General features: G+C 32.9%; 12 protein-coding genes and 1 pseudogene. 8 read left to right on the forward strand and 5 right to left on the reverse strand.

Features of this window, described 5'->3' with window-relative positions; translation table 11 throughout:
- Positions 1-24: 24 nt before the first annotated feature.
- The 3 genes from AC0NJG_RS18035 to AC0NJG_RS18045 form a co-directional block, all read right to left on the reverse strand.
- The gene (locus AC0NJG_RS18035; protein ID WP_087954522.1) at positions 25-1944 is read right to left on the reverse strand and encodes an LTA synthase family protein; all 1920 of its coding nucleotides are present in this window, start codon (positions 1942-1944) and stop codon (positions 25-27) included.
- A 429-nt stretch (positions 1945-2373) separates the two neighbouring features.
- Entirely contained in the window at positions 2374-3711 is a 1338-nt protein-coding gene (locus AC0NJG_RS18040; protein WP_087954523.1) for an NAD(P)/FAD-dependent oxidoreductase, read from the reverse strand.
- A gap of 265 nt (positions 3712-3976) precedes the next feature.
- Positions 3977-4774 carry a cell wall hydrolase gene (locus AC0NJG_RS18045; protein WP_087996557.1) on the reverse strand — a complete coding sequence of 266 codons (798 nt, stop codon included), beginning with the start codon at positions 4772-4774 and terminating at the stop codon, positions 3977-3979.
- A 290-nt stretch (positions 4775-5064) separates the two neighbouring features.
- Here AC0NJG_RS18045 and AC0NJG_RS18050 point away from each other — a divergent pair, with 290 nt between their 5' ends.
- From AC0NJG_RS18050 to AC0NJG_RS18085, 8 genes and pseudogenes are all read left to right on the forward strand, one after another.
- Positions 5065-6906, forward strand: coding sequence for a S8 family peptidase (locus AC0NJG_RS18050; protein WP_087954525.1), 1842 nt, complete (start codon positions 5065-5067; stop codon positions 6904-6906).
- Positions 6907-7083: 177 nt separating this feature from the next.
- On the forward strand, positions 7084-8073 hold the full coding sequence (gene plcA / locus AC0NJG_RS18055; RefSeq protein WP_087954526.1) for a phosphatidylinositol diacylglycerol-lyase: 990 nt from the start codon (positions 7084-7086) through the stop codon (positions 8071-8073).
- A gap of 31 nt (positions 8074-8104) precedes the next feature.
- Positions 8105-8218, forward strand: a pseudogene (locus AC0NJG_RS18060) (GntR family transcriptional regulator); the annotation flags it as partial.
- A 214-nt stretch (positions 8219-8432) separates the two neighbouring features.
- A complete protein-coding gene (locus tag AC0NJG_RS18065) occupies positions 8433-8624 on the forward strand; it encodes a hypothetical protein (RefSeq protein ID WP_000006463.1) in 192 nt (63 codons plus the stop codon).
- Between the two features lie 186 nt (positions 8625-8810).
- Positions 8811-10244: a MocR-like pyridoxine biosynthesis transcription factor PdxR gene (pdxR, locus tag AC0NJG_RS18070; protein WP_087954528.1), complete on the forward strand. Its 1434-nt coding sequence runs from the start codon at positions 8811-8813 to the stop codon at positions 10242-10244.
- A 33-nt stretch (positions 10245-10277) separates the two neighbouring features.
- Positions 10278-10634: a CidA/LrgA family holin-like protein gene (locus tag AC0NJG_RS18075; protein WP_087954529.1), complete on the forward strand. Its 357-nt coding sequence runs from the start codon at positions 10278-10280 to the stop codon at positions 10632-10634.
- 23 nt (positions 10635-10657) lie between these two features.
- A complete protein-coding gene (locus tag AC0NJG_RS18080) occupies positions 10658-11329 on the forward strand; it encodes an LrgB family protein (RefSeq protein WP_087954530.1) in 672 nt (223 codons plus the stop codon).
- A gap of 21 nt (positions 11330-11350) precedes the next feature.
- On the forward strand, positions 11351-11776 hold the full coding sequence (locus tag AC0NJG_RS18085) for a YfmQ family protein (protein ID WP_087954531.1): 426 nt from the start codon (positions 11351-11353) through the stop codon (positions 11774-11776).
- Between the two features lie 22 nt (positions 11777-11798).
- On the opposite strand, the gene AC0NJG_RS18090 is transcribed toward AC0NJG_RS18085, so the two are convergent.
- Both AC0NJG_RS18090 and AC0NJG_RS18095 read right to left on the reverse strand, forming a co-directional pair.
- Positions 11799-12212, reverse strand: a complete 414-nt coding sequence (locus AC0NJG_RS18090; protein ID WP_173601311.1) for a CBO0543 family protein — start codon at positions 12210-12212, stop codon at positions 11799-11801.
- Entirely contained in the window at positions 12175-13341 is a 1167-nt protein-coding gene (locus tag AC0NJG_RS18095; protein ID WP_087954532.1) for a DUF2515 domain-containing protein, read from the reverse strand. The genes AC0NJG_RS18090 and AC0NJG_RS18095 overlap by 38 nt, the downstream gene beginning before the upstream one ends.
- Between the last annotated feature and the right edge of the window lie 63 nt (positions 13342-13404).

Consider the following 13404-nt stretch of genomic DNA (forward strand, 5'->3'; position numbering starts at 1 on the left):
AGTTGCTCCCTTTTCATATTCACATTATTTTTCAGTTTCTTTAATTTTAGTTTGTACTTCGCCAGTTTTAATTTTATTACTTTCTGAGAAACGTAGTAAATCTCCTTCAATAATTTTGTCAGACATTCGTAATTCATTTTGTGCACGGTTAATGAGTGCTTGTGCTTCTTTTTTTGGTAAATCTACAATTTCACCTGTTATGCGGTCATAGAAAATATTGTTTTTGTATGCATACTTGTCTGTAATGAAGCTACCATCACGTAAAACAACAAAACCGGTATATTCATCTGAAAACATATCATGACCAAAACGAATATCGTTCGTAGTATCAATTCCTAATAAATTGAGAATAGTCGGTTTCATATCGATTTGTCCCGTAGGCTTTGAAATCGTTTGACCTTCTGTTTGTCCAGGGACATGAATATATAAAGGTGTACGTTGTAAATTTAAAGTATCAAATTCGGTTATTTGATCTTTTTCTAAAAACTGTGCCATTGCGCGATTATGTTTTTCAGAAATACCATAATGATCACCATATAACACAATAATAGAATCATCATACATTCCCTCGGCTTTTAAACGCTCAATAAATTTTTTGATGGATTCGTCTAAGTAACGTGCTGTTACGATGTAACGATCAAATACGCCATTACCAGAGTTATATGGTTCAATGAATTTTGTATCTTCATCATACGTAAATGGATAATGGTTCGTTAAAGTGAGGAAACGAGCGTAAAAGGGTTGATCAACAGTTTTTAATATATCTACAGATTGATCAAAGTATTCGATATCTTTTAAGCCCCAATTTAAATTTGTTTCAGGTGTAATTTTGTAATCAAGTTCATTATAGTAACGATCATAACCGAGAGCAGAGTACATGATATTACGATTCCAAAATGTGGCGTTATTCGCATGGAATACAGAAGTGAAATAACCTTGCTGACGTAGAATTTCTGGAGTCGCCGTATAATCGTTGTTACCGTGTGTGAAGAATACAGCTCCACGATTTAATGGATACAATGACGTATCGATTAGAAATTCAGAATCGGATGTTTTTCCTTGCCCAGTTTGGTGGAAAAAGTTATCAAAGTAATAGCTTTCATTTATGAATTCATTCAAAAATGGTGTAACTTCTTGTCCGTTAACTGTTGCTCCTATTAAAAAGGTTTGCAGGGATTCAAGAGTGACAACAATTACGTTTTTTCCTTTCGCTACACCAAACATATTAGGGTTCGGCTCACTTTGGTTTGCCTTCACGTAGTTTTCAGTTTCTTGTAATTTGCTACTATCAGCAAGTGCCTTTTGTGATCCTGCTTTTACTTGCAGTGTTAAATCATAAACTTGATGCGTGTATAGTCCTAAATTTTTAACAAGCATAACTCGATCAAATGATCTTGTTAATAATTCAGGTCGCTCTTTTTCTGCAAGATGTAGATTAGCAAAAAATACACCAATCGTTAAAAGAAAATATAACAAGCGTGCCGGATGAGTTACACGTCCTGTTTGGAAGACTAATGACTTCTTCTTTAACAAAATAAAGAAGAAAATAATGTCTACGAATGCGAGTATAATTCTGTAGTTCAATATTTCTATAATACTGCCGCCTAATTGTCCGAAGTTTGATGTTTGTCCAAGTACTGGTAACGTAACGAAATCGCTATAAAAATCATAGAACATTACATTTCCAACGAGTACGATTGTTAATACGAAGTTGATACATAGCGCGATATAATTTCTTTTTTCACCGGTTGCAAATAATGCTAATCCGACAAAAGCTAATGATGTAGCGAGTGGACTAATAAACAAAATAAGCTCTTGTGTAGAAGATTCAATTTTTAAATCAAAACTGAACCTTGTAATAAGATATGTTTTTAACCATACTGCTAAAGCAATTATTAAAACAAAGCTTATATTTTGCATTTGTAAATTGATTTTATTTTTCATTTTTACTCCTTTTTTTTGTAATTTATTTAACTTGTGTTATATATTATGTTTTTATAACTATTATAGTATGCTGAACCATTTAGTTAATGGTTTCTAAAGGTAATAATATAAAGTATTCACATACGTACAATGAGGAATTTTAAAGCGTAAATCTTTTTTTTAGAATAGAGCAGAAAAAGTCATAGTTGTAGTAAAAAATACTTATAGACATCCTAACATATTAAACACTATGATGATGTTACAAAATATCGAACAAATGAAAATGGAAATGAATAGAGGATTTTAAAACTGTTGACATTCAATTTGTTAGAATTGAATGTCAATGGCTATGTTAAATATGTATCTCATAAAACCCTGATTTTTTGTGGGGAAATAGTAAGTTATTACCATGGAAGTTAAAATATTTAATTGCAATCTGAATGAAGGAAATTAAATGTGAGATAAATATTTTCCAACATACAACCCACTTGCAGCAGCTTGAGATAATGAATGAGTGACGCCTGAACAATCCCCAACTAAAAATAGGCCATGTATACTCGTTTCAAAATGATTATTGAGTTTTATCGTAGGAGCATAAAACTTTCCGTCAATTCCATATAATAAAGTATCTGTATCGATCGGTTCTTGGATGAATTGTTCTAATCGTAATAAAAATTCTTTAAGTCCTTCAATATATAACGGAGGAATTTCTGTATTCAAATCTCCATAATCTCCTTGTAGCGTAGGTTGTATACGGTTATATTTCATGTCGTTCGCTATTGTAGGCTGTTTATTTAGTAAGTCCTCTAAGCGCTGTATAACAATCCGATCTCGTCCTTGGTTAATGTTTTTAATAATTGAACTTGCATATATATTTGCTTCTTTGAGAGTTGGAAAATAGCGCGGGATGAATAAAGTGAAATTTAAGTTAGGTGTGCCAGTTCCTTTCTCTCGAAAATTTTGACCGTCAGGCATAACTAAACCTTCTTCGTACTTTCTAATAATGCGTCCTTTTGGATTCATACAGTACGTAGTCGCTGTGAAATCCTCATGCTCATAAGAAAGTTTAGTCTCAAATGTATCTTTTAATATAGAACGTAATTGGTGTTCTTTCATCTCTACTCTAATACCTAAATCTACACGAGTTTGTTCCTGAGAAATATGTAGAGAAGTGCACATCTCCTTTAACCAATCTGCTCCGGAACGCCCAGTTGCAAATACTAGTTGCCTAGATTGAAATGTTCCTTCATTTGTATCTATAGTAAAATGATCTTTCTGTTTCATAATATGTTGTACATCTATATGAAATTGTATATTTATTTTCGTAAGTAAAAATTCGTAGAGTTGCTGAAAAATTTCATTTGAAAGGGTAGTACCAAGATGCCGTACTTCTGTTGTTAGCATTTGTAAACCACACGATTCAGCTCTCTTATTGAGATTTGGATTTTCTGTAGAATATTTTGAAACTGAATTTCCTCCGAACTGACATAGAATTTCATCTACTTCAGCCATAAGTTGTATAAAGCCCTCTTTACCAACTTTTTGCTCAAGTTCTCCACCAAATCCGTTTGTATAATTAAATTTCCCTTCAGATTTTCCTAAACCAGCAAATCCGAAATATTTATCACATGTAGTACAATTACACGCTTTTCCTTCGTCTAAAGGACAATGGCGAGCTCCTAGCGCTTTACCTTTATCAAGAATTAAAACTTTTTTGTTACTTTTAACTAGTGAATAAGCCATAAAAATGCTACTTACTCCAGCACCGATAATTGTAACATCATACATATTCTTTCACCTGCTAACGAATAGTTTGTTTTTTATTTTTCTAGTGTATAACAATTTTATGAAGGTAAGAAATAAATTTTATTAATAAAGGGGAGTTTTTGAACTTGATGCTTTTTTAATTTCTTAGAGTGATGAAGTAAATACAAGTGTCTTTATTTACAAGAAGAATTAGTTTTCAAAGACCACTATATCACATGATAAATAAATTCTTACATACAAAAAAACAGACCTTTTAAGTGAAGAGGTCTGTTAATGATTTTTAATGTTATTTAGCGAAGACGTGGTTACCAATTACTGCTACTGTTTGACGTGTCGTAATCCACTTGTCTGTTGATGTTTTCGGGTTATAGAAATAAAGCCAATCAGAATGTATTCCATTTGTGGAGATAGCCTCTTCTACAGCCATTTTTGCTTCTGCGCTTGCAGGCTGATTAATTCTTCCATCTGTAACAGGAGTAAATGCATATCCGTATTTAATAGGTTCATAAATAACGCCTGTTATTGTATTTGGAAAACCTTTTGCATTTACACGGTTTAGTATAACTTTCGCTACTGCTACTTTTCCTTTATACGATTCGCCACCTGCTTCAGCGGTAACTAAGCGTGCCATTAAGTCTTTTTCTTTTTCTGAAATACTTGAGTTGATTTTTAAATGTTGTCCTGTATAAAGCTTGTTTTCGATTGTGTTGTTCATTTGTTTTATAGATTGAACGGTAACATTGTAACGCTTTGCTATCGTTTCTAATGAATCTCCCGGTTGTACCTGATAAATAATTTGTCCAGAAATGTTCGCAGGCTTGGCGTTTTGGCGAACAGTGATTTCATTTGAGTTGACGGAACCCGGGATATGTAACTGTTCGCCAATGAAAGTTTGATCGTTTCCTTTATTATTAGCCTGTTTAATGGATTGTATTGAAACGCCGTATTGTTTACTAATGCTCCAAAATGTATCATTCTTTTTTACTGTGTGAATGGTAGAAGCTTCAGCTGTACTTTGATTACATACGAATGTAATTGCAGCTGCAGATAAAGGGATTATATGTTTTATTTTTAATAATTTCATTGTAAATCCTCCTAGGAAAAATAAGGTAAAACGGTTAAGAAATGTAGTTCAAAATGTCTATATATAATATTTTAATGTAAGTATATTAGCACATATAAAATAAATAATCATTATAAGTTTCTTATTTATTTAGTGTAGAGTCCGAATATGAAATATTGCATATGAAAATACATTGAAGTTCATATTGCTGATTACTATAATCTATTTAGTAGAAAGGGAATATGTTATATAAATAAAATCATTATAGATTAATATAATGATTAATTATTATTAATAGGAGGATTGATGTAATGAAAATATTTCAAAAAATGTGTACGTCAACTGTAATTATTACAACATTTTTAGGAATAGGAGGCACTGTCAATAGTGTACATGCTGATTCTATAGAACAGCAGAGTAAATTAGGAATAGAACAAGAAACAGATAAGCAAATCATTGTAAAATTTAAAGCGGATTTGAAATTTCCATATGAAGATGGTATTGAAAAACAAATACAATCTCAAACGAACGATAAAGTAATAGAAGATCTTTTGGCAGAATACCCAGATGTAACATTTACTCGTTTATTCACATCTGTAAGCCCGGAACAAATACAAAACCTTGAAGTGAAAGCACCTAATAATGTATCTACAAGTTTATTAAACTACTATATTCTTCAAACTCAACATGCTGGGCAAGAGGAAGAACAAGTAGATAAGTTAAAGACATCTTCTTTAATAGAAGATGTGTATATAAAGAAACAAGAAAAAATAACACCACCGGAAGTACAGCCATTAAGTGTATCTTTTAATCCTAATAACAATCCTAGATATGAAAAACAAGGTTATCTTGAAGCAGCACCATCTGGTATTAATGCACCTTTCGCCTGGGGAGTCCGAGGCGGTAATGGAAGTGATGTAACCTTTGTTGATATGGAATATGGATGGTTATTAAATCATGAGGATTTAGTACATCAAAATATTGAATTAATGTCTGGAAGAAATATAGATCAACATGTCGGTCATGGGACGTCTGTACTAGGAATTGTATCCTCTGAGGACAATGAAGTTGGGAATATTGGGATTGCGCCAAAAGCGAAAGCAAAGGTGATTTCTCAAATAAGAGATAACGGACAGTATAATACAGCTGATGCAATATTAAGTGCTATAAATCAGTTAGAAGCTGGGGATGTTTTATTATTAGAGGCACAAGCTTCCTTTGATGGGTATGGTGATAAATATTTACCTGTTGAGGTACAACCAGATATCTTTGATGCGATTCGTGCTGGTACAGATAAAGGTGTTGTCATTATAGAAGCTGGAGCGAATGGTTGGAATGATTTAGATCAATTTAAAGATAGAAATGGTAAACAAATTTTAAATCGTAATAGTAAAGATTTTAAAGATTCAGGTGCAATTATGGTAGGAGCGGGCTCTTCATCTTTCCCTCATGAACGTATGTGGTTTTCGAATTATGGAAGCCGTATTGATGTGTATGGTTGGGGAGAAAACGTAGATACAACTACAGCTGAGCAAAGTCGAAGTGCTGTAAATCTTTATACATCTAGCTTTAGTGGCACGTCAAGTGCTTCACCTATTATTGCCGGAGCAGCGACTTTAGTACAAAGCATTGCTAAAGAAAACTTAGGACAACCATATAGACCGAGTGAACTAAGAGCAATATTAAGCAACCAGAATACAGGAACAAAATCTAAAGATCCATATTCAGATAGAATTGGTGTTTTACCAGATTTGAAGTCTATACTAGTAAACTTAGGGTATGGACAAAGAAAACCAAACGGTGGAAATGAGTTACAAGTAACAGAAAATGAACCAAATAATGAACGTATACAGGCAAATAAAGTTAACTTTCATACACCGATGAAAGGGACACTATATAATAGTGATAGAGTAGATGTATTTACTTTCCAAATTGACTCGCCAGAAAATATTACTATTTCTCTATTAAATGAACAAAACATTGGGATGACATGGGTGCTTCATCATGAATTAGATTTAAATAACTATGTAGCATATGGTGAAAATGAAGGAAATGTAGTTAAAGGTACTTATAATGCAAAGCCAGGTAAATATTATTTATACGTCTATAAGTATGAGAATAAAGATGGTTCATATGTATTGAATATAAAGTAAACGAAAGGAACTTCAGGTGAAGTTCCTTTAAATTTTTCTAATTTAGGATATGTGAATGATTTTTTAACTTTACTTCTATGTAATATTTCATATTTATGAAATGTTATTTATTTTTTACTCACCAGATTATATTATATTCAATAAGTTTGATATAAAACAGAAAAAGGAGGAATAATAATGAGCAGTAAGAAATTTATTTTGAAATTATTCATATGTAGTACGATATTTATCACCTTTGTATTTGCTTTACATGATAAGCAAGTAGTTGCAGCAAGCTCTGTTAATGAGTTTGAAAATTGGTCAAAGTGGATGCAACCTATACCTGATAATATCCCATTAGCACGAATTTCAATTCCAGGAACACATGATAGCGGGACGTTCAAATTACAAAATCCAATAAAGCAAGTATGGGGAATGACGCAAGAATATGATTTTCGTTACCAAATGGATCATGGAGCTCGTATTTTTGATATAAGAGGACGTTTAACAGATGATAATACGATAGTCCTTCATCATGGGCCATTATATCTTTATGTAACACTGCATGAATTCATAAACGAAGCGAAACAATTTTTAAAAGATAACCCAAGTGAAACGATTATTATGTCTTTAAAAAAAGAGTATGAGGATATGAAAGGAGCAGAAAGTTCCTTTAGTAATACGTTTGAAAAAAGTTATTTTGTGGATCCTATCTTTTTAAAAACAGAAGGAAATATAAAATTGGGAGATGCTCGTGGGAAAATTGTACTACTAAAAAGATATGGTGGTAGTAATGAATCTGGAGGATATAATAATTTCTATTGGCCAGATAATGAGACGTTTACCACAACTGTAAATCAAAATGTACATGTAACAGTACAAGATAAATATAAAGTGAGTTATGATGAGAAAGTAAAATCTATTAAAGATACGATAAATGAAACGATGAACGATAGTGAGGATTTAAATCATCTATATATTAATTTTACAAGCTTGTCTTCTGGTGGTACAGCATGGAATAGTCCATATTACTATGCCTCTTATATAAATCCTGAAATTGCAAACTATATAAAACAAAATAACCCTACAAGAGTAGGCTGGATTATTCAAGACTATATAAATGAAAAGTGGTCACCACTGCTGTATCAAGAAGTTATAAGAGCGAATAAGTCACTTATAAAAGAATAAAGATGATGAGAGTAAGAAGCGATAAAATACGTCGCTTCTTATTGAAAATACAGTGTATCTTGGAAATGGAACAATTTTCGAGTTATCTCAATCGATGTTTCATTATGAAAAGGCCAAACTTTTAAATTGGGTCAATTTTAAGTGAAAAATGAATATCATTAACTTTACGAAAAAGCAACTGATCATAAGTGTTCAGTTGCTTTTTATTTTTAAAGTGGATGAGCGAAAAAATATAAAAGTGGTTGGTCCGTTTTTTGCAAACATCTATTATGATAAGAGAAGAAAGGTAGTATGTTATCAACGTTTTAAAGAGGAAGTTCTTAATAAAAATAGACTGGCCTTAGAGAGGTGAAAATACAATGAGCTTTGCGATTTCACTAGTCGTTATTATTGTAATTGTATCACTGTTTGGGACCGTGCTAGTTGCACGAAATGTAGAGGAGAATTACGGCAAGTCCACAAAGAGAAATGTGAAAAATTTATCTGCAATCTATATTGTCCTTCTTTTTGTTCTACTGCTAGGGGTAACATGGTATGCGGTAATAATTTGATAGTTTGTAACAGAACTGCAACGAGAGCATGAAGCTGGAATTTCAGAAGCTATCGAGTAATTAGAGACGGAGCTATTTTAATATATCCATTTTTGGATGAGAAAATGTGACTAATTAATACTATTTTTACGGTGAATACTGTTAGTAATAAATTGAGGATAGTTCGTTTTGAAAGGAGGCAACTATATGGAATGGAAACCAAATCGTGCAGATAAGACGCCTGTATATAAACAAATAGCGGATTATATTGAAAGGGGTATTTCTTCAGGTGAGTTTCCTTCTGACAGTAAGTTACCTTCTGAGCGTATGTTAGCAAAAGAATTACAGGTGAATAGGAGTACGATAGTAGCTGCATATGAAGAATTAAAATCACTTGGAGTAGTAGAACGGCAAAAAGGAAGCGGAACGAGGGTGAATACAGACATATGGGGTGTTTCACATAAACGAATACCAAACTGGGGTAGGTACGTCGAGGACGGGTCATTCTTACCTAATGTACCACTTGTTCAACAAATTCGAACGGAAACACAAAAAAATGACTTAATTAATTTAGCGAGTGGTGAATTGTCACCAGAATTAATTCCGAGTGATAGATTTCGAACGATTTTGTCGGAGAAAACATTTATGGAAAACCTCGGTTATGATCATCCACTTGGAAATGAAATGTTGAGAAAAACAATTGCGGCACATGTTCAGCAATATAAACAAATTGAAGCAGATTCGAATTCTATCCTTATTACATCTGGAGCACAACAGGCACTTAATCTTATCGTTCAATGCTTATTAAAACCTGGTGATGCGATTGCAATTGAGGACCCTTCGTATTGTTTTTCACTGCCGATATTTAAATCAGCTGGCTTAAAAATATTCCATTTACCTGTTGATCAGCATGGAATGAATCCAGATGACTTAATTGATTTGCATAAAAAGCATCGTATTCGTATGGTATTTTTAAATCCGGATTATCAAAATCCAACTGGAACCGTGCTTTCATTGGCAAGACGTAAAAAGATTTTAGAACTGTCTTCTGAATTTGGCATACCGATTGTAGAAGATGATCCGTATAGTTTAACTTCATTTAATGGTGAAGTGAATCCAACATTAAAATCAATGGATCAAAACGGGAATGTTCTTTATATAAGTTCACTATCAAAAATTGTGGCATCAGGATTACGGATTGGCTGGGTAATTGGCCCTACGCGTGTAATAGAGCGTTTAGCGGATGCGAAGCAGCAAGTTGATTTTGGTCATAGCGTATTTACACAGTGGGTGGCAAATCAATTTTTAGAATCAGAAGATTTTCATGCACATATTACAATGCTTCGTGGACAATTGAAAGAGAGAAGAGATGCGTTAATTAGAAAGCTTAAAGAAATATTAGGGGATCAGGTTGAATTTTTTGTTCCAGAGGGTGGAATACATTTATGGTGCAAAGTGCAAGGAACGTTTGATGAATATCATTTATTAGGCGAATCTATACGAAATGGTGTAGCGTTTGTTCCGGGAAGTGTTTTAGGTACTAAAAGTGAATATATTCGTTTTACTTTTGGGAGAGTAGATATCGAACAAATACAACTGGGAATTACGAGATTCGCGGAAACGCTAAATGAGATTTCATAATGGTGATGCGTAATATTGAAATGAGGGAAAGAAATGAAGTATGTGACACTTTTACTTCAAGTAGGTGTGCTCTATGTATTTAGTTTAGTTGGTACGTGGATTCAGGGAGAATTCCATCTATCAATGCCAGGGAGTTTAATTGGGATGTTAATGCTGTTTCTACTCCTCTATACTCGTATTTTACCATTAAAGTGGTTTGAGGAAGGGGCGGGAAAATTAATCGTATTTTTACCGTTATTTCTAATTCCTTCGACAACAGGGCTGATGGAATATGGGTCTTTTCTTTTCAGTAAGGGGAGTGTTATATTCCTTTTAGTAGTTGCAAGCACGACAGTAACTTTAGTTGTTTCAGGTTATATAAGTCAATTATTAGTAACATCAAAAAAATAAAATCGACAAGGTGCACGATCCAAATGGTCTTCATTATTATTACAATAGTAATTTATGTATTGGCGACAAAGTTATATAAAAAATTTACGTTTCCATTTATGTTACCGGTGTTAACAGTTACGGCAATTATGATTTGTTTATTTCTGACTTTTGATATTTCCCATCATGAGTATAGGGAAAATGGTGGAGATATTCTTTCTAGTTTATTGAGTCCTGCAATTGTAGCATTAGCGATACCTTTATTTAAAGAGCGAAAAATACTTATGAAAAACTTTTTGTCGATACTTATCGGTGTAGCGGTAGGTATAGTGGCTTTAACGAGTATGAATGTAGTGATTGGTGAGATGTTAAATATAGATAAGGAACTCATATTAACGACACTGCCGCAATTAGCGACGATGCCTATTTCCATTTCATTAGCGGATCAAATTGGTGGTATTCCATCTATGACTTCTAGTTTCGTAGTAGTTGCAGGAATAACAGGTGCTATTATCGGACCGACAGTACTGAAGTTTTTCCGAATAACAAGTGCGATTGGAAAAGGAGTGGGGATGGGGTGCGCATCACATATGATCGGTGTGAGTCGTCTCGTGAAGGAAGGCGAGAAAGAAGCGACGATCGGTTCGGTGACGATGATTGTAACCGGAATACTTATTAGTATAATCATACCGTATGGAACGAAATTTATATTTTAAAATGTAATGGAGATGATGAAAATGACAACATGGTTTATAGTTACATTATTTATTTTTGGTGCGATTAAAGTACTAGTTTCTAGTATGCCGACTTCTGTTGTAGAATCAATTATTAGTAGATTTGAATTGCATCAAAAACTTGAGGAAGAGAATACCACTATATTGATAGACGGAAAAAATATAGAGGGGGAAACGAAACTACAAGTTATTCATGAATTTAACGAAGCTTTATTTTTAGATAAACATTATTTTCCGCCGCACGGGGAAGGAACACCAATCGTTATTAACACGAAGAAAGGGAATAAAGAGATTCGATTTTCTCTGTATAGCCATGAGGAACATGTTGATGTAATCAAGCAATATAAAAAGAAAATCGTTGCCTATCGTTTGCGTTCAAAACGCCTTCAAAATCCTACATCATTAGCAATAACTGAAGATTATGCTTAAGAAGAGATCTATAATGGTCTCTTTATTTTTGTATGAAATGATATACTTTCCAGATAAAAGAAAAGAAAATCATATAGCCAAATAAAGAATATGTATGATTCCAATCCAAACTATGAATAAAGAAACCGAATCTTTCAGAAATCTGTTCAAAAATGCTAGCACAAATACCTATTGAAATAATAAATAGAATTCTAGAAACTGTAGATAATGTTTTTGAAATTTGTATGAAAATCGTTGTTAAAATTGGTAGTACAAATAAAGTAAAGCCAATGTTAATTGAAAATATGGATGAGAAAGGTCTAACCGGAAAGGAATACATTTGTTTCGCAACAAAGAAAGCATCTAAGAAAGTTCCGATAATAGAAGAGAATAAGATTGTAATAACTAATGCGAAAAGGTTATTCTTCTTCTCGAAGGAGGACGTTTTTCTTTGCAAGAATTGCCAACTCAATTTTTTCGAGTGTTTTACAGTAGTCTTCTGTAATTTGTCCATGTATCCTTTCCTCCTTATCGGTTAAATAATGTATGACTTGCCAGTCGTTAAACCAATCTGCATGTTCTGTTTCTTCATGTTTCATATTTTTCCATGCATACATAAGTGCAGGGCTATATATACGGTGGGCATCACTTTTTAATTGGCATTTCTTTATTCTTCGTTTATAAAACTCTCTTGAAAAGGATTCATTCACACTTGAAAATAAATGTGGCCAATAATCTTTTCGGGATCCAGTATGTGGATGAGTGTCAGCCCATTGTAGTATACGAGCTAAAACGTGTTCATCATGAAACAATAATGTATATAATCGTTTTCCGAGCAAAATTCGTTCGTGTAAGGAAGTGAAATGTTTCATTGTATCACCAATTAATAATGTTTTTTGTCCAGTATTTTCTTCAGAGAAAGGGAAGAGAATATGATTAAATTGAAAGAAATCAAAAAGTTTAAATCCAATACTATTTAGTACATTTTTTTTGAAGTATTTATTTTGAATCACTCTTTTTTCTAAGTAGTTTTGTTCATTAATAATAGTCGCAATCGTTAATATTTGTTTGTTTCCAGTTTTCCAAAAAAAGTTCCACATCGTTTCCATGAATGTTGACACATTGAGGTGAGGGAGGAGATGAAAAAGATTTTTGTTTTTTTTAACACTCTGTTCATATAATAAAAATTGTGGATACACATCTTGAAAGATAAGCCAATTACCCCGTTCTAAAAAAGAAAAGAAAGTAAATTGATCTTTCTCAGATAACAATTTCGTATATAAATCCCCCTTTAAATCTGTCATGTTCCAACCGCCGTTCCGCGATACCATATGTCCAAGCAATGCCCAATGTATTTCAGGATATCTTTTGTAAAATTGATAGTAAGCACGAGTTCTTGTAACATTATTTTGATTCAATAATTTTGTTCTTTCTTTAATTGTGTGTATGAATACTTCTTCTTCGTTCGAAAGGGGAGAAAGGAAGTTATTTACGTTGATGCATTTTTGTTTTAGCTCGTTTTTTATTGAGAAGAGGGATAGAGGAATGTTTTTGTAAAGTTTATGATTTGGATTGTCGTGGTGCATGTAATTCCCTCCAATTCAAGTCTGTTATCATAAATATATTAGTAACTACTTACATAAATGATA

The sequence above is a fragment of the Bacillus sp. SSR7 genome (genome assembly GCF_055902415.1).